The sequence below is a fragment of the Roseburia intestinalis L1-82 genome, assembly GCF_900537995.1.
Taxonomy (GTDB): Bacteria; Bacillota; Clostridia; order Lachnospirales; family Lachnospiraceae; genus Roseburia; species Roseburia intestinalis.
Genome location: NZ_LR027880.1, coordinates 2,667,102 through 2,690,425, shown reverse-complemented (window position 1 = coordinate 2,690,425; position 23,324 = coordinate 2,667,102). Strand labels below are relative to the sequence as shown.

The 23,324-nt window shown below is 41.1% G+C and carries 20 protein-coding genes and 2 pseudogenes; 18 read left to right on the top strand and 4 right to left on the bottom strand.

Going from position 1 to position 23,324, the window contains the following annotated elements:
* Positions 1–48 precede the first annotated feature (48 nt).
* From RIL182_RS12760 to RIL182_RS12740, 5 genes are all read left to right on the top strand, one after another.
* Entirely contained in the window at positions 49–705 is a 657-nt protein-coding gene (locus tag RIL182_RS12760) for a hypothetical protein (protein WP_005603505.1), read from the top strand.
* Positions 706–948: 243 nt separating this feature from the next.
* Entirely contained in the window at positions 949–1,326 is a 378-nt protein-coding gene (locus tag RIL182_RS12755) for a hypothetical protein (RefSeq protein WP_005602927.1), read from the top strand.
* A 54-nt stretch (positions 1,327–1,380) separates the two neighbouring features.
* Positions 1,381–2,223: a hypothetical protein gene (locus RIL182_RS12750; RefSeq protein ID WP_015520989.1), complete on the top strand. Its 843-nt coding sequence runs from the start codon at positions 1,381–1,383 to the stop codon at positions 2,221–2,223.
* Positions 2,224–2,235: 12 nt separating this feature from the next.
* Positions 2,236–2,646, top strand: coding sequence for a DUF4313 domain-containing protein (locus RIL182_RS12745; RefSeq protein ID WP_005602919.1), 411 nt, complete (start codon positions 2,236–2,238; stop codon positions 2,644–2,646).
* A 13-nt stretch (positions 2,647–2,659) separates the two neighbouring features.
* Positions 2,660–3,172 (top strand): PrgI family protein, encoded by a 513-nt coding sequence (locus RIL182_RS12740; RefSeq protein WP_005602918.1) that lies wholly within the window; start codon positions 2,660–2,662, stop codon positions 3,170–3,172.
* A 27-nt stretch (positions 3,173–3,199) separates the two neighbouring features.
* Here the strand turns inward: RIL182_RS12740 and RIL182_RS12735 are convergent, their stop codons facing one another.
* Entirely contained in the window at positions 3,200–3,532 is a 333-nt protein-coding gene (locus RIL182_RS12735; protein ID WP_006859091.1) for a type II toxin-antitoxin system RelE/ParE family toxin, read from the bottom strand.
* A complete protein-coding gene (locus RIL182_RS12730; RefSeq protein WP_006859090.1) occupies positions 3,529–3,792 on the bottom strand; it encodes a type II toxin-antitoxin system prevent-host-death family antitoxin in 264 nt (87 codons plus the stop codon). Before RIL182_RS12730 ends, RIL182_RS12735 begins: the two co-directional genes overlap by 4 nt.
* A 185-nt stretch (positions 3,793–3,977) precedes the next feature.
* On the opposite strand from RIL182_RS12730, the pseudogene RIL182_RS12725 reads away from it, so the two are divergent.
* A pseudogene (locus RIL182_RS12725) lies at positions 3,978–4,484 on the top strand (VirB4-like conjugal transfer ATPase, CD1110 family); the annotation flags it as partial.
* Positions 4,485–4,495: 11 nt separating this feature from the next.
* On the opposite strand, the gene RIL182_RS12720 reads toward RIL182_RS12725, so the two are convergent.
* Positions 4,496–5,625 (bottom strand): IS3 family transposase gene (locus RIL182_RS12720; RefSeq protein WP_085980126.1). Its coding sequence is split into 2 segments (ribosomal slippage): positions 4,496–5,358 and positions 5,358–5,625, totalling 1,131 coding nucleotides; the frame shifts between segments, so codons are not numbered across the junction.
* 77 nt (positions 5,626–5,702) lie between these two features.
* Here RIL182_RS12720 and RIL182_RS12715 point away from each other — a divergent pair.
* The 11 genes and pseudogenes from RIL182_RS12715 to RIL182_RS12670 form a co-directional block, all read left to right on the top strand.
* Positions 5,703–7,583, top strand: a pseudogene (locus tag RIL182_RS12715) (VirB4-like conjugal transfer ATPase, CD1110 family); the annotation flags it as partial.
* Between the two features lie 114 nt (positions 7,584–7,697).
* Positions 7,698–9,629 carry a C40 family peptidase gene (locus tag RIL182_RS12710; protein ID WP_134523517.1) on the top strand — a complete coding sequence of 644 codons (1,932 nt, stop codon included), beginning with the start codon at positions 7,698–7,700 and terminating at the stop codon, positions 9,627–9,629.
* 47 nt (positions 9,630–9,676) lie between these two features.
* Positions 9,677–10,567 (top strand): hypothetical protein, encoded by an 891-nt coding sequence (locus tag RIL182_RS12705; RefSeq protein WP_006859557.1) that lies wholly within the window; start codon positions 9,677–9,679, stop codon positions 10,565–10,567.
* Between the two features lie 29 nt (positions 10,568–10,596).
* Positions 10,597–10,815 carry a DpnD/PcfM family protein gene (locus tag RIL182_RS12700; RefSeq protein WP_005602909.1) on the top strand — a complete coding sequence of 73 codons (219 nt, stop codon included), beginning with the start codon at positions 10,597–10,599 and terminating at the stop codon, positions 10,813–10,815.
* Positions 10,812–11,180, top strand: coding sequence for a hypothetical protein (locus RIL182_RS12695; RefSeq protein ID WP_005602908.1), 369 nt, complete (start codon positions 10,812–10,814; stop codon positions 11,178–11,180). Before RIL182_RS12700 ends, RIL182_RS12695 begins: the two co-directional genes overlap by 4 nt.
* Positions 11,181–11,906: 726 nt before the next feature.
* Positions 11,907–12,338 (top strand): TnpV protein, encoded by a 432-nt coding sequence (locus tag RIL182_RS22185; RefSeq protein ID WP_306723541.1) that lies wholly within the window; start codon positions 11,907–11,909, stop codon positions 12,336–12,338.
* A gap of 155 nt (positions 12,339–12,493) precedes the next feature.
* Positions 12,494–18,640, top strand: a complete 6,147-nt coding sequence (locus RIL182_RS22065) for a helicase-related protein (RefSeq protein WP_334295700.1) — start codon at positions 12,494–12,496, stop codon at positions 18,638–18,640.
* Positions 18,641–18,652: 12 nt separating this feature from the next.
* Positions 18,653–18,994 carry a hypothetical protein gene (locus RIL182_RS12685; protein ID WP_006859551.1) on the top strand — a complete coding sequence of 114 codons (342 nt, stop codon included), beginning with the start codon at positions 18,653–18,655 and terminating at the stop codon, positions 18,992–18,994.
* 11 nt (positions 18,995–19,005) lie between these two features.
* Positions 19,006–19,395: a hypothetical protein gene (locus RIL182_RS12680; RefSeq protein WP_006859550.1), complete on the top strand. Its 390-nt coding sequence runs from the start codon at positions 19,006–19,008 to the stop codon at positions 19,393–19,395.
* Positions 19,396–19,413: 18 nt separating this feature from the next.
* Entirely contained in the window at positions 19,414–20,097 is a 684-nt protein-coding gene (locus RIL182_RS12675) for a SpoVG family protein (RefSeq protein WP_006859549.1), read from the top strand.
* 51 nt (positions 20,098–20,148) lie between these two features.
* The gene (locus tag RIL182_RS12670) at positions 20,149–21,045 is read left to right on the top strand and encodes a DUF6674 family protein (RefSeq protein ID WP_006859548.1); all 897 of its coding nucleotides are present in this window, start codon (positions 20,149–20,151) and stop codon (positions 21,043–21,045) included.
* 196 nt (positions 21,046–21,241) lie between these two features.
* Here RIL182_RS12670 and RIL182_RS12665 read toward each other — a convergent pair whose 3' ends face one another.
* The gene (locus RIL182_RS12665; RefSeq protein WP_022111922.1) at positions 21,242–22,555 is read right to left on the bottom strand and encodes an IS4 family transposase; all 1,314 of its coding nucleotides are present in this window, start codon (positions 22,553–22,555) and stop codon (positions 21,242–21,244) included.
* 388 nt (positions 22,556–22,943) lie between these two features.
* Between RIL182_RS12665 and RIL182_RS21455 the strand changes: the two genes are divergently transcribed.
* Positions 22,944–23,249 carry a hypothetical protein gene (locus tag RIL182_RS21455; protein ID WP_197730447.1) on the top strand — a complete coding sequence of 102 codons (306 nt, stop codon included), beginning with the start codon at positions 22,944–22,946 and terminating at the stop codon, positions 23,247–23,249.
* The last annotated feature ends 75 nt before the right edge of the window (positions 23,250–23,324 follow it).

Here is a 23,324-nt window from a genome sequence, read left to right as displayed (position 1 = left end):
TTAAAGAGTTTCGTAAATCGGTATTTGAGAGGGGATGGAATATGAATTATGAATAAGGAATGGTCTGAACTTAATAAAACAATGCAGGCTCAAATAAAAAAGAAAGATACTTATAAGATGGGCATTGATACTTTATTTAATTTGCGAAGACAGTTAATGCAAACTTTGGTATCTTTCAAAGAAGATTTATGCAGAGAAGATTTTAATGCAATCCCCTTTATAAACGCTGATGGTTACCATAGCAAGACGATTGCCTATTCAATTTGGCATATTTTTCGTATTGAAGATATTGTTGCGCATACAGTGATAACTGAAGATGAACAGGTATTTTTTACTGGCAATTATCAAGTGCGTATCAATTCACCAATCATCACAACCGGAAATGAACTCGTTAAACAGCAGATTGCCGATTTTTCAAAGCAGCTTAATCTGGAAGAGCTATATTCGTATATTTTTGAAGTACGAGAAAGCACCGAGAAAATACTTGAACGGTTTTCTTATGATGAGTTGAAATGGAAAATTCCAGACGAAAGAAAAGGCTATTTAAAATCGCTGAATGTAGTAAACTGTGATGAAAAAGCAATTTGGCTGATTGATTATTGGTGTAGTAAAGATATTCGTGGACTAATTCAAATGCCGTTTTCAAGACATTGGATTATGCACACAGAAGCCTGTCTGCGCATAAAGAACAAGATGCATTCATAAATAAAAATTCAAGTTTGTCTGACACTAAAATATTTTAATAACGAACTCATATAAGCACTTTAGCCAATTATAGTTAAGGTGCTTTTTTGTGCCATAAAAGGAGGTGGTAACAGCAAAACATATCGGGGAAAGCCCGGTTTTATCATTACAACAGGCTATGCCTGATCATATAAAGCAACTTTTAACAGCCAGTTAGGGATAAACCCTGCTGGCTATTTTTTTATCGAAAAGGAGACAACCAATATGAGAAAAGAACAGATTATTACGACAACCAACAACAATCAGATGGAGGAAAAAGGTATGAAGCAGAGATTTATTCATTTTAAGAGAAAATTTGTTCCGGCATTATCCGGAGCCATTATGGGAGTAATGCTTATGAGCACTACCTGCTTTGCGGCAGGAGGCACTTCGGCAGTAACACAGCCGCTTGAGAACTTAAAAACGCTTGTGATCGCAGTTATCGGTGCAGTCGGTGTCATTATCCTTGCAAAAAATGTTATGGAATTTGCACAGGCATACCAGCAGCAGGATTCATCTACTATGAACTCAGCTTTAAAGGGAGTTGTGGCAGGTATTATCATGGCAGGTATTTCTACTGTACTCACTTTCTTAGGCTTCTAAGATAGGGAAAAAATAATCCCTGTTGCAATAGAAGAAAAGAGGTGAATAACAGGTATGGATATTTTTAAGCTGGGAGACAAAATACTTGCTCTCCTTGAAGCTATGTTTGGATTTTGGAATAATCAGATATCTTTGGTTTTTGCAATGCTTGGACAATCGCCCGTCAGTTTTAAGGGCGGTGGTCCGTGGGCAGTCATTGAGGGAATAGAGCCAATCTTTGTAGCAGTTGGTTCTTCCCTTGTGGTACTGTTCTTTGTTATCGGTTTCTGTTCGGAAAGTATAGATGTGAAAGATGAAATGAGGTTTGAATCAATCCTGCGTATGCTTATCCGATTAGGACTTGCAGAATGGTTTGTTGCCAATAATGTCACGATTATGAAAGCATTTTTTACTTCCATCGGAAATCTGGTAGGGCTTATTTCGGCAGGAACAACAACACAGCTTGCCATTGACAGTGCACAGGCAGATGTCATTAAGGAACTTGGATTTGGTGAAAGTCTGGTAATGCTGATCCTTACGGCACTGCTTGCAATCATCATTATTATCTGTGGTTTCTTTATCATTTACACCGTGTATTTCAGATTCTTAAAAATATTGATCATTGTGCCGCTTGGAGCAATCGCCTGCTCTACAATGGCAGGAAACAGAATGGTAAGTCATACGATGTCAACTTACTGTAAGTATTTCTTATCCTGTGTGTTTGAGGCGGTAACAATGGCACTTGCGATTGTGGTATGCAATGCATTTATCAATGCAGGGCTGCCTTCCTTTACGGGAAGTTATGCAGACTGGGCACAGACACTTATTTATCTGTGTGAAATGACATTTACCATAGCAATGACGGTTGGAAGTGTGAAGGGAGCACAGACACTTACAAGTAAGGCATTCGGATTATAGAAGGAGGCATTTATGGATAATGAAAAGAAACAGGTGACTTATAATTCCAGTTTTTCCGGGGAGACACAGGTAACACTCGATATTCAGCAGTATATGAATAACAAGGCAATGTATATCGGGCTTATGTGTAATGAAGATGGATACGATGAGCCGTTTGGTGATGTGACCGTAAATTTGTCTGTTGCTGCACCGAATTACTGCGGATATCTGAATGTGAATGATATGCCGGATATTGAGAAATTCATCACAGAAAATGAGCTTGGGGAGTTTACAGGATTTACACAGAGGAGTGGTTATTGTGAATATCCTCTTTATCTGTTCAATGTCGATAAGCTGAGAGAACTGTGTCCGGATGGAATGGATATGTATGAGGCAAATATCGGTATGGCAAGAAAGCCGGAGACAAAGGAGTTAGCAAGATAGGGGGCAGAGGACAATGGTTATTGAAATAAACAAAGACATTGACCGTTATCAGGAATCGGTGGCAATGGGACTTACAGCAAAACAGCTTGTATTTTCTATTGCCAGTGTGATAGTCGGTGGCGGTATCGTATTACTTCTTTATAGATATATTGGTCTTACGGGTTCTGCTTATGTGGCGATTCCGTGTGTAGCTCCGATAGCACTTGGAGGATTTTATTCTTTTAATGGAATGAATTTCTACGAGTATATGGGAAAGAAACTGCATTTTATGTTTGGAAATAAGGCTCTTACCTATGTATCTACTGAGGGAGAGCCGATTATCAAGGCTTTTGAAATGGAGCAGAACGGACAGGTAAAGAAGAAAGGTAAAAAAACTCAATCAGAGATTACAACATCTGAGTCAGCAGTAAAGAAACAGGAGGAATTTGAAGAAATGAAGAAAAAGACAAGAAACATGATGTTTGGACTGGCAGCCGTGTTTGTGCTGGCGGTAGCGGGTGTGGCTGCTTATAAAGCAATGCACTAAAAAGGAACCTGCATAAAAACAGATTCCTTAAATGAGGGAAAATCCCTGTCGAAGAATGGAAGTCCAGTTACTTTTCTGATAGAGAAATCGGACTATGATTACAGTCTGCTTTTCTTCATCAATCGTATAAAAGGCAAGGTAATTATTGATTATCACAAAACGAATGCCCCAGCTTGCCAGTACCGGATCATCTACCAGACAGAACTTCTGTGGCAGGTCGGCTAGTGAGCTTATCTGCTCAGTCGCAGCATCTAACAGATTATCTGCGGCATCAGGATTTTTGAGGGTAAATTCGATGTAATCCGCAGCACGCATAATATCGTGTTCTGCGGTGGAAGTGATATGAACCTGATAGCTCATCGACTGCGGCGGCTCCTGATATCAGCCATAGCTTCGGAAAATGGTCTGGTGTTGCCTGTGACAATATCGTCCATTCCTTCCTTGATCTGGCTGTAAAGTTCAAAGCGGCTGGTCAGTTCTTCGTAGGCTTCAATGCTCATAACGGCAAGGTCGCCTTTTCCATTCTTCGTGATGAAAACTGGTTCAGGATAATTATGACAAAATGTAGAAATTTCATTGTAATTATTCCTTAAATCAGCACTTGATTTGATTGCTGGCATAAAAACACCTCCTTATTTGATAACAAAATTATACACAAATTTTGTTATGAAGTCAATGGATATACCATTAGTGTTAGCAGGATAAACACAACTATTCATATGTATCTGACCGTGAGGTCGGGAACAAGCCCGTTGGGTGACGTTCCCGGCGGGCTTTCACAGATAAGAAAGCGAGGTTAGAGACAATGGGTTTATTTACGGACGGATTTAAGCTCTTGAAAAAGGCAAGTGAGCCTTTGTATAAGACACCGAAATCCATTCAGGAAACCATAGAAATTATGGCGGTGGCTGAAAACGGTATTTTTGAAGTAAGCAGGAATAAGTATTCCAAGTGTTACCGCTTTCAGGACATCAATTACACAACGGCAACGGAGGATGAGCAGATCGGCATTTTTGAAAGATACTGCAAATTCTTAAATTCGCTGGACTGTAATTATAAGATTACGATTAACAATAAGAACAAAAATATGGAGGATCTCCGTGATAAGGTTCTTATTACAGAAAAAAACGATGGCTTCAATAATTACCGAAGAATCTACAATGACATTATTGAGGAGAAGATTATTGAGGGCAGACAGGGGATTGAACAGGAAAGATACCTGACGATCACGATTGAGAGAAAGAACTTTGAGGAGGCAAAGGCACAGTTTGCCACACTTGAGGCAACAATACACAAGGCTTTCATTGGATTGTCAACACTTTTTCAGACAAATTTTTTTAGGTTATTTTTCCGATATTGTACAGGCGTTTGATACCCTAAGGAAGAATGTATGCGGTGATGATTATACCAGTTTACATAATCCCATAGTTTTATCTTCAGTTCTTCCTGCGTATGGAATGTTTCATTCCATACAAATTCTGTTTTTATAATCTTGAACGTAGCTTCTGCCACTGCATTGTCATAAGGACATCCCTTATGGCTCAGGGAGCGTTCCATATGGAACGTTTCTAACAGTTCTTCAATTGTCTCGTTTTTAAATTCATTTCCACGGTCTGTGTGGAAAATATGGATTTCCGACAGATTTCCGTCTACTTTCATAAATGCCTGTTTTACAAGTTCTGCTGTTTTATGTTCTCCTGCACTGTATCCAATAATCTCCCTGTTAAAAAGATCAATCAGTACACAAATATAATTCCAGCGGTTTCCTACCCTTACGTAGGTCAAATCACTTACCACTACATTGCGGTATGGCTGGTTTTGAAATTGTCGGTTCAACACATTCTCTACTTTTGATTCATTACATCTGTCTTTTTGCGGTTTAAACTGTGCTGTAGTATAGCTTGATACCAGACCTTCCTGTTTCATAATCCGTCCAATCCTGCGTCTTGATACCTGTTTCCCGCAATCAGCCAGTTCTTTCTTGATCTTTCGTGTACCATAATGGTTCCGGCTTTTTCTAAAAATTTCCTGAATGTCTGCAGTGAGTTCTGATTCATCTTTTTTTGCTGCTTCATAATAATAGGTGCTTCTGTTTACCTGTAGGACGCGGCACATTGCTGATACAGAGTATTTGTGGGCATTTGCTTTGATCACATTTACTTTCGTCCTAAGATCAGCGCCGCTTGTTTTAAAATATCATTTTCCATTCTTAACTGCTGGTTTTCTTTCCGAAGCCGGATCAGTTCTTCCTGCTCCGGAGTCCGGTTATCTTTTTCATGGAAAGAACCGGAATTGGATGCCTGCTTTACCCACTTGTCAAACAGGGACGTAGCAATGTCATATTCACGGCAGATATCACATCTGCGTTTGCCGGAACGATATAGTTCCACCAGTTGCTGTTTAAATTCGTCTGTATATTTGCGAGGTTTTCGTCGTTGTTTTTGTTCGGTCATAAAGAGTGCTCCTTCGTGTATTTATTATAGATTATATGACCTTAAAAAATCTGTCCAGTTAATTGTAACCTATCCACATTGAACTGGGGGCGGAGATTGTGCCGCTTAACGGCAATGAAAGGCTGAAAGTGCTCTATGACTATTACCATCTTGGCGATGAGGGCAGTTTTGATTTTGATATCAAAAAGGCAAAGAAGGTCGGAGCAGATTTTAAGAATGATTTATGTAATGGTATGGTGAAATATTTCCCAGACCATTTTGAGGACGAGAGTAAATACTGCAAGGCACTTTTCATTAAGAAGTATCCCAGCAGTTTATCTGACAGATTTATCAATGAGATTACTTCCCTTCCGGTACACTCCATTACCAGTATTGATGTAGTGCCTGTGCCAAAGGATTTGACCACAAAGGTGCTTCAGAAGAAATATCTTGGTATTGAATCGGATATTATCAAGCAGCAGAGAGTCCGTAATAAGAACAATGACTTCTCCACAGAAATCTCTTATGCAAAGAGAACGGAGAAAAAAGAGATTGAGGCAATTATGGATGATGTTCGTGAGAATGACCAGTGTCTTTTCTTTGTAGGAGTTACCATTATCCTTATGGCAGAAAGTAAGAAGGAGCTTGAGAGTGTCTGCGAAACAGTAGAAACAATCGGAAAACGTAACAGTTGTACGATTGATACACACTACTTAAAGCAGAGGGAAGCACTCAACACGGCACTTCCGATTGGTGTAAGACAGGTGGAAACAATGCGTACCCTTCTTACCCAGTCGCTTGCGGTGCTTATGCCGTTCAATGTGCAGGAACTGAATGACAGTACAGGTAATTATTACGGTATAAACCAGATCAGTAAGAATGTGAATATTGGCAACAGAAAGAAGCTCATCAACGGAAATGGCTTTGTATTCGGAGTGCCGGGTTCCGGCAAATCATTCTTCTGTAAGATGGAAATGGGCAGCGTATTTTTATCGGGGGATGATGAGATTATCGTCATTGATCCGATGAACGAATATTTTGATATTGCACAGACTTATGGCGGAACCGTGGTAAATATGTCCACATACACGGACAACTATGTAAATCCGCTTGAGATGGATGTGTGGAGTCTTGATCCGAATGATTCAAAGGGAATGATAAGGGAAAAAGGGGAATTTATGCTTGGTCTTTGTGAGCAGTGTATCGGGGACAGCTTAAATTCCAGACAGAAATCAATCATTGACCGCTGCGTGAGAAAGATGTATATCGACATCGCAAGGGGCAGGGAAAAGTATATTCCGGTAATGAGTGACTTCTACGATATCCTTATGGAACAGCCGGAGGACGAAGCAAAGGATATCGCATTGTCTTTGGAACTTTTTGTAAATGGTTCCCTCAATATCTTTAACCATCAGACAAATGTTGATGTAGATAACCGATTCACGGTATATGGTATCAGGGACTTAGGCACGGAACTTAGTCCTATCACAATGCTTGTTATGATGGAGTCCATTCAGAACAGAATTGTAGAAAACGGGCAGAAGGGCAAGGCAACCTGGCTCTATATTGATGAGTTCCACGTCCTGCTTAATTCGGAGTATTCTGCAAAATATTTACAGCAGCTCTGGAAGAAGGTGAGGAAACAAGGTGGACTGTGCACGGGTATCACTCAGAACGTCGTGGATCTTTTACAGAACTACACCGCCACTACAATGCTTGCAAACTCGGAGTTTGTTGCACTCTTAAAGCAGGCGAATACAGACAGTTCCAAGATGGCAGAGGTTATCGGTGTATCAGAGGCACAGCTTCGTTTCGTAACCAATACTGCATCGGGAATGGGACTTATCAAGTGTGGTTCCGTGGTAATTCCGTTTGATAACCAGATCAGCAAGGACACTGACCTTTACAGACTGTATAACACCAATATCCACGAAAAGATTGCGGAGCAGAAGAAAAGGGAGGCAAAATTTGCTGATTAGAATTGCAATGTATCAGCCATTTGGACTAAGTTCCGGATGGCTACTTTTTACCTTTTTTAAGGATACAGAAAGAAGGTGGGAACATTGAAGATAAAAAAAGTGGATGACAAGCCTATGGTCATTCACACTAAGAAAAAAGCTAAGATTCATATGCATGAACCGAAGAAAGCTAAAATTAAGGGCAGTAACATTTACACTGTACAGCGTGGTCCGAAAATTGCCAGTGCAAAGATAAATGATACAGGTAAAAAGAAGTCTTATCGTAAGAGTACCATTCATCAGGCAGAGAAGAAAGAAAAGGAACCTTCAAAATTTAAGAGAAATATACGGGAGTCCAATACTTCTATCAAGACGAAGAATACCAATCTTCATATAGCAGGAAGAACGGGAGCACTTGCGACTGGAGCAGTTACAGAGCAGGTGGAAGGCGGGCAGGAAGTGTCACAGGCAGCTTATCTTGCATATGAAGCAAGCCGTCCGGTTACGGGAACTGCTTCAAGGGGAGCGTCACTTTTCAGAAAGAAAGCGGCAGCCGAAGCAAAGAGGCGTATCAAGAAGGTAGAAACAGGAAAGAAGCTGGCAAAAAAGATGGGAAAGAAAGCTGCCAGTGATACGGCAAAAAAGGTTGCCGGTGACACGACAAAGACAGCAGCGAAAGAAACTGCGAAAGAAACTGCGAAAGAAACTGCCAAGAACACTGCAAAAGAAACTGCCAAAACTACGGCAAAAGCGGCAACCACAGCGGCAGGTACAGCGGTTGCACCGGGAGCAGGTACAGCAGTCGGCATGGCGGCAGGCTATGCCACGGGTGTATCTATTGAGGCGAAGGATGTGAAAGCAGCGAACCGTAGCAGAAAGATTAAATTTTTTCTGGATAAGATGAAAGAACAGGAAAATCAGACGGACAGTGTTGTAAAACTGGTAAAAGATCTGATTGTAAAAAAGGCAGTTCTCTGGATAAAGGCGGCAGCTCCGATTATCGGACTTGTACTTTTGCTGTTGGTTCTTTTAGTGGTAATCGTTGCAGTTCCGGTTATTGCTGTGATAGCGATTCTTTATAATTCACCATTTGCCTTATTTTTACCGCCGCTGGAGTCAGGAGATACAGTGCAGACAGTTACAAGTGCTTATGTGTCTGAATTTAACCGTGATGTGAATACCAAAGTGAATGAACATACCGGATATGACTTTGGCGAACTGGTGTATGTAGATTATGAGGGAATGGATGAAAATCCAAGTAACTACTACGACATTATGGCGGTCTACATGGTCAAGTATGGTGTAGGCGATACTGCAACAATTATGAATGATATATCAAAGGGGTGGTTGCAGACTGTAGTAAATGATATGTGTTCTTATACTACAAGTAGTGGAACAAAAGATGTGGAGGAAACAGACGCAGATGGCAATGTAACAACTGTTACGAAGTCGGTACTGTATGTAAATGTTACGCTCAAATCATACAGAGATATGATTTCCGTTTATGGATTTAATTCTGATCAGGTAGAAATGCTTGAGCAGATCATGAGTCCTGAGTTTATGGGACAGCTTGGATATGCTGGAAGTGGAAGCGGTGGAGGCGGTGGAAGCCCCGGAGTAAGTTCCATGACAGAGGATGAAATAAATGCAATCCTCAGTGGTATTACAGATAGCAGGCAGAAAGCAGTCTGCTCTTATGCCCTTCACAGAGTGGGTTATCCTTACAGTCAGGAACTAAGAGATAGTGGCAATTATTATGATTGCAGTTCACTTGCGTATTATTCATGGAAGGATGCAGGTGTGAATATCAGTTATGGAGGAGCAACTACAGCAGCGGCAGAAGCACAGGGACTTGATGAAGCAGGAAAGACCGTATCTTATGATGAAATGCAGCCTGGTGATCTTATCTTTTACAGTTTCACAAACAACGGAAGATATAAGAATATCAGCCATGTGGCAGTATATGTCGGCAATGGCAAGGTGGTAGAAGCCCTGAATGAAAGAGTTGGCGTAGTTTACCGTGATGTGGCAAGTGTCGGAAAGATTGTAGTAATTGGCAGACCATAGAAAATTGGCAGAGAGGGCGAAAGTCCTCTCTGGGACAGGAGGTAAGAATGGATTTAAAGGATATGATTCTTGTAATGGAGAATTATAAGGGAACAGAAAGAAATATGCTTATGACTTTGGAAGATTATAAGAAGTTCGTTGCCATTGATGATATGTCAGAGCTTGCAGATCAGATGCTGCTTCTTGGAAGAACGCTTGCGGAAGGTTTTACAGAGTATTACAGGGCAGCAAATGTTACAGTTTTTGCAAAATTCTGTAGAGATGATGTGGAACTGGGACGCTTTTTGCAAGGATATTATAATGATTCAAAGAAATTTTACTTTGATAAGGCAACAAGTTCCCCAGAGTGTATTACAAAGATGGATGAGATTGGAATGACGGATAGAGGCTGGATAGATGACTTTATCCTGCATTATGAAAAATGCGACAGGACATTTGAAAGGGGGCAGACATTTCATAATTTTAATGACCACGATTATATGGTACTTGAAGCATTATCTCCACGCAATCTTGTGGTAATGGATATGAAAAGCGGCTCTCTCACGATTGCTCTTGGAGCAACAGAGTATAAGCGATATCCGAAAGACGAGGAGCCAACTAAGGATAACACAACGATTGGGGTATCGTGGGAGCACGGGATTTATCTTGGTTCCACACTTTCGCAGACCAACTTTAAGGCATATAAAAGAGAATACGGGACACCTGAAAAGATAAAAGATGTTTATGATTACAGGGCGAAACTCAAGCAGAAGTTTTATTTTTATCAGGATTTGTCAAAGGATGATGATATTCCAAAAAATATGCAGAATGATTTCCTGCACCAGATGTATAAGGAATTTGGAACGATAGAGGAGGAATATTTTTATGACAGGCTTGAAGATGGAAAGTATGATGAAGGTTTTAAGGAAAGACAGGTAAAAGAAAAAAAGAGCCGATGAGGAAAAATGGAATTGGAGGCTGATATCGAATGGAAAAAGAATTTGATATTGAGATAAAAGAAGTTCTCTCAAGGGTAGAGACAGTAAAGGCAGAGTCACTTGACGATGCCATAAACAAGGCAATGGATATGTATTATTCAGAACAGATAGTCCTTGATGCGGAGGATATGAAGGGAGTTGATTTTTCGCCATACAGCGAAGAACAGCTCCCTTCTTCATTAAAGGAAAATGGAGGAAAGACACGATGAAAAATGAGCAGACAGCAGTTATTAAGGATATGGAATTTTTATTAAACGAACTTCATAAGGAATGGGAAAGACCGGGAGAGGTAAAATCGTCTGTCAGTATTCCATATGAGAAAGTTGAGGAAATCAGCAGAAAGCTGAATGTGATTGTCTATGAGACACAGCAGTCGGCTGACAGCGACGGACTTGCCTTTAAGCAGAGCATAGCCAAGTCAAAGCAGTGTTATGTGCTTCTCAGGATTATGCGAAAGATTGTAAAAGGAAAGGGCAAATGTGATAGACAGGCGGTTGATGCAGAATTTGTGATTGAGCTTGACGGGGAGGAGTCAAAGCTCTTTAAGGAAATGTTTGCAGAATTACTGAAGTAAAAGGAGGGTGACACATGAGTGTTGATATGAAGGTCAAAGCGATATATGATTCAGAAATCAGCAACATCACCCGTTCTGAAAAGAACTGGAAAGATGTATTAAAAGTTGCTGGTCAGTTATACCGCTATGAATTTGATAATATCGTTATGGTAACAGCTCAGAGATCACCGGAGAAAAGTACCCTTATGGCAGATTATGACACTTGGAAGAAAGTGGGAAGATATGTAAAGCGTGGAGCAAAGGGCTGTGCTATCTTCCCCTCAAGGGCACTTAATCCCCGTATGAGATATATTTTCGATATCAGTGATACAGGCGGAAAGAATGTGAAGCTGACTTGGGATCTGGAGGGGGAAAACCTGAAAAGTTATGCAGACTTTCTGGTATCGGAAGGACAGATGGAGCGGTATAAAAGCGATGACAGGGAATCACTAAAAAATACGCTAAAACAGTTTACAGGAACAAATGTTTGGAATATAATAAAAGAGGAGTTCGGGGATAGAATGTCCGAACTAATGCAGCTATCAGGTAGTGTGATAAAGGAATTCAACGAAAAACGCAAGGGCTTACAGCAGGATAGCGATATGGAGCAGTTAGTATATTCCAGTGTTATGTATGCTGTAGGGACGAGATGTGGATTTGACTTATCTGTGCAAGAACAGGATTTCAGTCAGATTGTAAACATCAAAGATGAGGAGATAGTTTACCGTCTTGGTTCCCTTGTATGCGATGTCTCCTGTAGTGTTCTTAGAGAATTTAGTAGGAATTTACAAACGATTGAGAGCGAAAGGAGAATATCATATGTTAGAAGCAATGACTTACAAGGAAGTGGACGGACTGCTGTATCCGGAGCTGACAATGCCGGACGAGACAGAGGATTTAACGAAGCTGGGCAGATACGGGAGAATGGCAATGAAGTATCTTCTGGAGAACGAACCGGCAAGGTACAAGACACTGATGAGATTCGGGAAGATGTACGAGAAGATGTCGGCAGTAGAGGAGGAAGCAAACCAGCTTTACGACCAGTTGGAGGAACAGTATCTAATGAAGCACAAGCCACAGAATCCATCATCGACAATGGAGATGTGGAAGATAAGAGAGCAGGCGAAGATGCAGGCAGAGGAAGTAGTGCTCCACCAGATCGTGATGAAGTTTCATTAGAAATACAGGAAGAATTAAATAGAGAGCTTGATGAGATTAACTCATTGGGTGTCAGTAAGGAAGCCGAATATACACAGGCTTCCTTTTTTTTCGACCAAAACGGGCAGGCTAGTTTTGGTGTGAAGCAGTCAGAGAAAACCAGACACAATGAATTTATGCGTCAGTATGAGGAGGACAGAAAGACTGCCCTTGCAGGAAAATATAACTATCTCAATCCGAAAAAGGCAGAAAGTGTACCAAGTGAGTATGTAAAACAAATACTTATGAGAGGGACTGGCTTTGTCGGTGGAAAAGGCAGAGTGTGTGAAATTTACCGCACAGAGATAGATGCTGGAACCAGAGCAAAGCGTATCAAGGCAGAATATGGTCAGGGTGGTGCAAGCTGGCCGCTTGACGGTCTGGGCTTGCACGGGTATGACACATTTCACGGTTCGGGACTTCGTATCCAATGGAAAGATCAAGATGGAGAAGTAGAAGGATATGTTTCGTGGAAGAATGTCGAAAAGGAAATCGGTGTACTTATCCTTACCGGAGAATACCAGTCGGAGACACCTCGTATTGATGAGCTTGCAATGGACGGACTTCGTGAAGATGATGAAGTCATTGACGCAGAGTACCGTGAAGTTGATACGCAGGAGGAAAAATCAGAAATTGATGATTATGCTATTCCTGATGAGCCTGACAGTTATGCTGTAAACAGAAAGGCGGCTGAGTTACGGTATATCAAGCCGATTGATTATGCTGACCGTGTAGCTGCAATGGATGAAGATTTAAGAGATGCCATTGAGATACTTGTGTCAGAATGTAGCTGTTACACACCATTCCGTGCTTTCCTTATGGATGTGGTGCAATCGGATTTTGCATTTATGCCGAATAAGCTGGAACTGATCTGTGAGATAGCGATGGGAAATGTTCAGGGTGAGAGAAAGGCATATTGCAATAATCAGTATGGACTCACAGAATACACTTTAAGCAGTGCAGATGTGAAAGTAAGCTACAAAAACAGAAATGGAGAGAGGGCAGGGGATACCGTATCATGGCGTGAGGTATATGAAATCTTATCCTATATGGTAAAACAGCCATTTTACTGTGGAGAGGACCAGAAGGCAATCTATCAGACCATAAAAAATAAGATTGACAGGGAAAAGATGAATCCTGTTTACCGCAAGTTCTTTGATATTGAGGACAGTGTGAGAGAAAGCCGTCTTAAAACCAGAGAACGGGCGATTGCATATGGCTTGAATACCAAGATTGACACGGATGGTCGTATAATTTCTGATGAGGATAAGAATGTATCGGCAGATATTCCACAGAAGGATACCGAACCACAGGAGGCTGCCCCTGAAACACCTGCACAGGAAGTATTACCGCCAGTGGAAGGTCTGCGTGGAAAAGAAAAAACACAAGACCAGACAAAACTCAATTTCCATTATAACCTGTGGGAAACAGAAAAGGGTGGTGCAAAGACCAGATACCAGTGGAACATTGATGCAATCTGTACACTAAAGCAGATTGAAGCAGAAAACAGACTTGCAACACAGGAGGAGCAGACTGTTTTATCAAAGTTTGTCGGCTGGGGAGGCTTGTCACAGGCATTTGATGAGAATAATGCTGCGTGGAGCAAAGAGTATGCAGAACTGAAAGAGCTTCTTTCCGATGAGGAATACAGTGCGGCAAGAGCAACTGTAAATAATGCCTTTTACACTTCGCCGGAGATTGCAACGTGTATCAATTCAGCCCTTGTGCAGTTTGGGTTTAAAGGCGGAAATGTCTTGGAGCCGTCTATGGGTATCGGTAATTTCTTCGGAAGTATGCCAGCACCAATGCAGCAAAGCAGGCTGTACGGAGTGGAGCTGGACAGCATATCGGGAAGAATAGCAAAACAGCTTTACCAGAATGCCAATATCAGTATTACAGGATTTGAAAACACCACATATCCGGATAACTTCTTTGATGTTGTTATGGGAAATGTGCCATTTGGAGATTATAAGATATTCGATCCAAAGTACAACAAGTATAACTTCCGTATTCACGATTATTTTCTGGCAAAAGCACTCGATCAGGCAAGACCGGGAGGTATGGTTGCAGTGATTACCACAAAGGGAACACTGGATAAGAGCAATCCGACTATACGAAAGTATCTGGCTGAGAGGGCAGAACTTGTGGGAGCAATCCGACTTCCGAATACTGCATTTAAGGATAATGCAGGAACTGAGGTGACTGCGGACATTCTTTTTTTACAGAAAAGAGAGCGAAAAATTGATATAGAGCCTGACTGGGTACATCTTGGTGTCACAGGTGATGGCATAGCAGTCAATTCCTATTTTGCAGAGCACCCGGAGATGATGCTTGGTACAATGCAGTATGATACAAGGATGTTCGGACAGGACAGCAAATATACCGTCTGTGTGAATAATGATGAGAACTTCAATCTGTATGAAGCACTCAATAAGGCAATCAGTAACATCAAAGCACAGATGACAGATTTTGAGAGACTGGCAGATAATGAGGAACAGACAGAGGAAGTCATTCCCGCTGATCCGGATGTCAGAAATTATACTTACACATTCTTTGAAGGAAAACTTTACTACAGGGAAAATTCAGAGATGGTAAGGCAGAAAGTATCACCGACAGCGGAGGGGCGTATTAAGAGCCTTGATGAAATCAGACAGATAACAAGAGAGCTGATTGATATCCAGATGGAGGGCTGTAGTGATGAGGAGCTTGCAGACAAACAGCAGCTTTTGAATGTAAAATATGATAAATTCGTTGGAAAGTATGGAGCAATCACTTCCAAAGCAAACCGTACAGCGTTCAGGGATGACAGCGATTATCCGCTTCTTTGCAGTCTGGAAGAAGTAAATGAGGACGGGGAGGTGAAGAAGGCTGATATGTTTTATAAGCAGACGATTAAAGCAAAGTCCGTGGTGGACAGGGTAGAAACTGCAGTTGAGGCTCTTAATGTATCGGTCAATGAGTTTGGATATGTAAATATTCCTTATATGCTCTCCATTTATGAAACAGACAGGGATACTCTCATAAAGGAACTCGATGGAATTATTTTTCTTAATCCTGACCGTTACAATGAAAATAACCCGGACGCAGGCTGGGAGACAGCAGATGAATATCTGTCAGGCAATGTAAGGGATAAGCTGCGTGTTGCAAAGGCAATGGCGGCTGATACCGACGATCCACAGGCAGAAAGATTTGCCGCCAATGCCGCAGCCTTAGAGAAAGTTCAGCCGGAATGGATTGAAGCCTCGGATATAGATGTAAAGATTGGTACAACTTGGATTGAACCGCTTGATTATGAACAGTTTATCTATGAGCTGCTTAATACACCAAAAAGGGCAAGGGCAATCAGAACGGAGTATTATAATTCCGGTATTCAGGTACACTTGAATAAAATGAATATGGAATGGTTCATTGAGAACAAAAGTATGGATAAACATTCCGTGGCGGCAACGAAAACCTATGGTACAAGCCGGATGGATGCTTATTCTATTTTTGAGGAAACATTGAATTTAAAAACGGTCACTGTCAGGGACAGGATTGATGACGGTGATGGCAAGTACCATTATGAAGTCAATAAGAATGAGACAATGCTTGCAAGGGAAAAGCAGAATATGATCAAGGAGAAGTTCAAGGAATGGCTGTTTGCAGAACCGGAACGCAGACAGAAGTATGTGGAGTATTATAATGAAACCTTCAATAATATCCGCCTGCGTGAGTATGACGGAAGCCACTTGCAGTTTCCGGGAATGAACCCTGAAATTGAATTAAAACCGCACCAGAAAAATGCGGTGGCACGAATCCTTATGGGAGGAAATACCCTGCTTGCCCACTGTGTCGGTGCCGGAAAGTCGTTTGAGATGATGGCTGCGTGTATGGAACAGAAAAGGCTCGGACTTGCCAATAAGACAATTATGGTAGTGCCAAAGCCGCTTATCGGGCAGACAGCAAGTGAATTTTTAAGGCTTTACCCGTCAGCAAACATCTTGGTTGCAACGGAGCGTGATTTTGAAAAGAGCCGAAGAAAGCAGTTTGTATCAAGGATTGCGACAGGCGATTATGACTGCATCATTATGTCGCACTCGCAATTTGAGAAAATTCCAATTTCGGCAGAGAGAAAGGAGCGAATGCTTAATGAACAGATAAATGAGATCACCTATGCGATTGATGATATGAAGGAGCGGAATGGGGAACGCTGGACCGTAAAGCAGATGGAAAGCCAGAAGAAAAAGCTGGAGGAACAGCTTAAATCCCTGACCGATGAGAGCAGGAAAGATGACCTCATTACCTTTGAGGAGCTGGGTGTTGACTCTATTATGGTAGACGAAGCACACAATTTTAAGAACCTCGCCACATTTTCAAAGATGAATAATGTGGCGGGAATCAGCAGTAGTGGGGCTAAAAAGTCAACGGATATGCAGCTTAAATGCCAGTATTTATCAGAGATAAATGATGGCAGGGGCATTGTATTTGCTACCGGAACACCGATAAGCAATACGATGTGTGAGATGTATGTTATGCAGCTTTATTTGCAGAAATCGGCACTTGAGGAGATGGGAATTCATCATTTCGACTCGTGGGCGGCTAACTTCGGAGAAGTAACAACGGCATTGGAGCTTACGGTTGAGGGCAGTGGTTTCCGTTTCAAGAGCAGGTTCAATAAGTTTACCAATCTGCCGGAGCTTATGAACATCTTCCGTGAGGTCGCCGATGTGCAGACAGCGGATATGCTTGACCTTGATGTGCCTGCACTCCGTGGCGGCAAGCCTATTATCGTGGAGTCGGAGCCGGACTGGTATGTGAAGCAGGTAATGGAAGAATTTGTTGTAAGGGCAGAAAGGATAAGGGGTGGGGGTGTTGATCCAAGTGTTGACAACTTCTTAAAGATTACGCACGAAGCAAGACTTCTTGGAACAGACGCAAGACTGATTGATAAGGACGCACCGAACAACCCGGACGGAAAGCTCAATAAGGTAGCGGAAAATGTCTGGAAAGAATATGTAAAAGGAAATGCTGATGGTCATATAGGCTGTCAGCTTATTTTTTCGGATATTGGAACACCGGGACCGGACAAGGACTTTACGATTTATGATTATCTGAAGGAGTCACTTATCAAGTATGGTATCCCTGCGGAGGAGATAGCATTTATTCACGATGCAAAAACAGACGCACAGAGGGATGCACTCTTTAAGGAAATGAGGACAGGTAAGAAAAAAGTCCTTATCGGTTCGACAGATAAGTGCGGAACCGGAGTTAATGTACAGACACACCTTGTTGCAATGCACCATGTCGATTGCCCGTGGAAGCCTTCTTCCATTGAACAGAGGGAAGGCAGAGGTATCCGACAGGGAAATAAAAACGATGAGGTGGCAATCTACCGATATGTTACAAAACAAACCTTTGATGCATACAACTGGTCACTTGTGGAAAACAAGCAGCGTTTCATCAGTCAGGTTATGACAAGCAAGGCAGTGAGCCGAAGCTGTGAGGACATTGATGAGGCAACACTTTCTTATGCGGAGATTAAGGCGGTTGCGACAGGCAACCCTTTAATCAGGGAAAAGATGGAGGTTGACAATGATGTCCAGAGATTAAAGCTCTTAAAAGCGTCGTATGATAATCAGAGATACGGATTGCAGGATAATTTTATGATCAAATATCCAAAACTCATCAAAACTGCGACAGAGAAACTTGCCAATGTCAGGGAGGATATAAAGGCAAGGGATAAGGAATTGATTGATAACCCGGATTTTGCCATTACCATAGGCAATGCAACTTATACAGAGCGAGTGGATGGTGGAACCGTAATGCTTGAAGCAATCAGCAAATGTAAGACAGGCGAAACCACTCCAGTCGGTAAGTTCCACGGCTTTGAGCTTCTGGTGGAAAAGAATTTCCTCAGTATCAACTATATGGTGCTTCGTGGAAAGACGGAATACAAGGCGGAACTTTCCACAAGTCCGGTGGGAAGTATGGTAAAGCTGGAGAACCTGTTCAACGGACTTCACGAAAATGTTGATTTTCTGGAAAAGAAGATTGAACAGTACCAAAATGATCTTGAGGCTTCAAAGGCGGAGTATGACAAGCCGTTTGCATATAGTGCAGAACTGGAAGAAAAACTTGCAAGGCAGTATGAATTAAATGCCCAGCTTGACCTTGAGAACGCAAAGGCTATGGATGCAGATCTTGGCGGACCGGACGAAGAAAAGTCTGAGGACAGAATAGAAAATGCGGGTATTGTTGCAGAGGATAAGGGAATCTATATGCCAGACAGAAACAGGAAAAGATAGGAGTGAAACTCTATGAGTATAAGGAAAGTGGTCGCAGGACTACTGATTACAGCAGGGATTGCCATTATGGCAGTCCCTTTTTTCTGGTGTACAACCGGAGAGAGAAACACGAACCAGCTCATAAATGAATTTGAGCAGACATTGGAGGAGAAGCAGGATGAAAGGACAGAGGTTGAGAAAGAGCAAACCACCGTTAGTAAAGAGGAGAAAGCCATTCTTAAAGAAGGCAGTATCATCGGCATTATTGAGATACCGGGAATAGATATCAGATACCCGGTAATGGAAGAAACCGGAAGTGAAATGCTGAATGCCGGGACAGGGAACAATGCGTTTTGTTGTCAGGTGCAGATATAAGGAGGCGGCAGATGAATAAGAGATACCGACTGGGGGAGATAGAAGAAGCTGTATCGGAAATGGAGGAGCTGATCGACACTCAGGATGATATTGCAGAGATTGATGATGACTTTCAGATTGTCGTAAGCGGCTGGTCTGTGTATGTCGAAAGCCTGAATCTGACACTCAGACAGGGAGTTGCCTGTATCTGGGATACGGAGGCAGGATTATTTATGCCTGATTTTGATGTGACTATCGTGTATGAGGGAAACATCGAAACACAGGAATGGCTCTACTATGAGCAGGACGGAATGGTTGTTACACTTGGCAACTGGTTAAATGGCAGATTGTCTTGTGAACAGATAGAACAGCTTTGGTGTGGGCTTATCATACCAGAAAACAATGATAATTCAGAAGTATAAGAAAGAGAGGAACAGCGTATGAAGTATTCAATTAAGGTAAACGAGGTAAGAGCAAGAGATGGCAGCAATATCAAGGGTTTTGCGACCGTGGTATTTGGTGATTCATTCAAGATTACCAATATCGCAATCCTTGAAAATAAGGAAAAGGGAGAGCTTTTTGTATCAATGCCAAGATACCGTTCCAATGAGCGTGATGAGAAAAACAGCGTGATTTATAAGGATGTATGCAATCCTATCACGGCAGAGTTTCGTGAGGAACTCTATACTAATATCCTTGGGGCTTATGCAAAAATCAGGGAGCCGGAGAAAGCAGAAACACAGACACAGGGAAAAACTCAGGAAATGCCGGAGTTTTCCGTGACGGTAACACCTTATGAAAGGGAAGGCAGTAATATCAAGGGACTTGCCCGTATTTACTTTGAAAACAGCTTCATTGTAAATAATGTAAATATCCTTCAGGGCAAAGAAAAAATCTTTGTGTCAATGCCTTCTTATAAGACAAAGCAGGTGGACGAGAATGGCAAACCGATTTATCAGGATGTCTGCTATCCGGTCACAAAGGATTTCAGGGAGAAGCTCTATAATGAGATTATTGCAGAATATGAGAAAGCAAAGGATAAGAGCAACGAAAAAGCAAGGGAGAATGCCGAACAGAACCACGGAAATCCCGACAAGGATAAAAAGGATACACCCTTTCGATAATTAAGGCTAAGGGGCGGCATATGCTGCCCCGTTTATAAGGAGGAAAAGCAGATGGAAGCAGAAAAGACACTTACTAATGAGGAGATCATAAGAGAACTTCTCGATTTATTAAAAAAGAATACTATGAAAGAACAGGCAAATGATGTATTTGAGATATGCACCTATGTGGACGGTCTGGAAAAAAAGATTGTGTCTATGACAGAAGAACTTACCAGTATGCAGGACCAGATCAAGAAAATGCAGGAAGATACCCTTATCAATAATGCAAAAAAAGCATTAACAGAAGCACAGGAGCGACTCAATGCCAGATGTGAGCAGATAAAGTCACAGGTATCTGAGATAAAGGTACAGGTAAAATCTACTGCCAAGAATATTGTTGATGAAACAAAGGCAAAGGGCAGGGCGGCACTTTACAGGGTGACAGAATTTGTAGGAATTAAGAAAAGACTTCTCAATGTCAGAACAGTGGTAAAAGATACGATTGTATCTACAGACAGGGATATTGCAAGGACAGCACTTCTTGCAAAGGGACTCCGAAAAGCCGGGCAGACCGTAAACAATGCGTTCCGTACCTTTGCAGATAAGCCGGAGGTGGATTATTCACAGAAAGAACAGAAACACCATCTCACAAAGGCTGTACTTGCCCCTATGAAAGCAGTGAGAAAACTGCTTGTATCAATGGAGATGCATCTGGACGCCTCGATTGATAAGCTGGATAATCTGGCTATGAATGTGCAGTTTGATAAGGAAAAGCGTATGGAGCAGACAAAGGATAAGGAACAGAAAGCACCGGATACAGAAAGAGAGATCATCTACTCACCGATGGTAGCTGAACCACAGGAGTACAAGTATAATGCAGATGCTTTTGCGGCAAGAAAAACATCGGAGGCAAAGCAGGAAACGGCAGGGAAGGAGCTGCCAAAAGTCAGAGAAGATAAAGCCAGATAAGTTTAGGGGCGTGGGAGTAAAATCCCAATGTCATTTAGATAAGGATTGCTTTATAGTCAGAAATTCTTATACAGCGGATAAACATTTTGTTTATCTGCTGTATTTCTATCTTATAACACTTTTAACATAATAAATTTGCACAACAAACAGACAGATGCTTTCATCTGCCTTAAAAATGGTATATACTAATATTTGTTTAAGCTGCTCTATATAGAAAGCTTATCGCCGACTGGGGCTTGACTTTGCGAGGGTCTGTTCTCCCAGGACGTATAGGAAGAAGCTCATGTCCGATTAGATATTCTACATCGGGTGGAGCTTTTTCTTTTTTAATCGATAGAAAGTAACAGCAAATCCGAATTGCTCGGGTATAGTTGAGCTGATATGTATGTTTACAGCCTTTTTTCTCATTTATAACAACATTAGTTGCTATAATTTCACAGAAATTATACAGAGTCATTCTTGACCATATTTCCTGCATAATATATTCTGGTTTCTTTGAATGAAAACGTGTTAGTCCTAAGGCATATTTCAATTCTCGAAAAGAGGTTTCTATTCCCCAACGTTTTGCATATAACCGTTTGATTTCATCAGAATTAAATTTATCTTGTGGCAGATTTGTAATAATGCATTCATAAGAACCTTGAGGTATTGGAAAACGTATCACTCTCATTTTCATTTCGTAAAAATTATTAAAATGCAGATCAAGATAATCAAAAGGCGTTTTCTTATCAATAACTCTGTATTTTTTGGGATTTGCTTTTACTTCATTTGTCTGCTTTTTAGTAAGCGTAACATTAACCCATTCATCAAATTCCCCACTCTCTGGAAGCATTGTAAGTTTTGAAGTTATACCATTACTTGTTATATCTTTGACACGAATTAAATAATACATTCCTTTGTGTTCCACATGGGCAAATATATTATAATTCTCATAACCCCTGTCTGCGATAAAAATAGCTGATGTATCATTGTATCGGTCAATCATTTCACACATTGCACGTCTTTCATTCGCCAAGCGTGAAGGCTGGATAATTGCATCTGTGTATTGGCGGCTGCATAAATCATAAAAAGCATTTAAATGCAATAGGTTGTACCCTTTTCTGTCAGGAAGAGTTTGAAAATAGGTTGTTTCATCTTGGGGATTGTGTGCAATGCACAAATCCGAGCCATCACATGCAATCAGTCTAAGACCATTATATGTAACATTATCCGTAAAAGACTTTGTAAATTCTTGGAATAAAAATTCAAATGCTTCAGGCAATATCTGTGCTCTACGCTGATTGAATGAAGAATTTGATGGTGTAGTATTATCAAATTCAAAATATTCCAACAGTTCATCTCTTAATGCTTTGCCTTCCATTGTAAGCATGAACTTCATAACCTCTTCAAATGACCATTTCTTTTTACGGGAAAAGTCCGTTTTTGGATGCTTTGTAAATAGCCAATAGTAAGAATCCATTTTTGTAATAATTGATAGTAATTTTTGTTTTACCTCTGTAGAATAATTCATCGTGTAATTCTCCTTGCAATCAAGATATTTTCTTAATTACAAGGGTCGCTCTAACTATCTTAAAAAAGATAGTTAGAGCGACCGCACATTTTGATTATCATGTCAAGTGCTTAACATAATTTTACAAAAAAAGAACAGGGTACATATTTCTATATACACTGTTCTTTGTATAATCCTTATCTAAATGACATTGAGTAAAATCCTGCGTCCTTTTTATTTGTTTTAATAGCAGGCAAAAAATGGCGAAAATATAAAAAAATGCAAGAAATGGCGAGTAATTTATCGAGGAATAAGTTATCCTTTGAGTAAGATAGATGGACTGTGGTTATGTATAAAATTTTGCAAGTAACAAATTTTATATGAAAAAACACAGAAAGGGGTTGCATATATGCAGGCTGATACATATAATCTCGACAGACAGACAGACAGACAGACAGACAGACAGACAGACAGACAGACAGACAGACAGACAGACAGACAGACAGACAGACAGACAGACAGACAGACAGACAGACAGACAGACAGACAGACAGACAGACAGACAGACAGACAGACAGACAGACAGACAGACAGACAGACAGACAGACAGACAGACAGACAGACAGACAGACAGACAGACAGACAGGATAAGTCTGTTTTCTTTTGGCATGATCTGATTGTATATGGCACATTTTGGTTATGCGTTAGTGCATAATTGAAATGTGCCTTTTATATTGAAACCACCTTGATGTACGGTCATATATTGACTTGTATATACATATTGATGGGA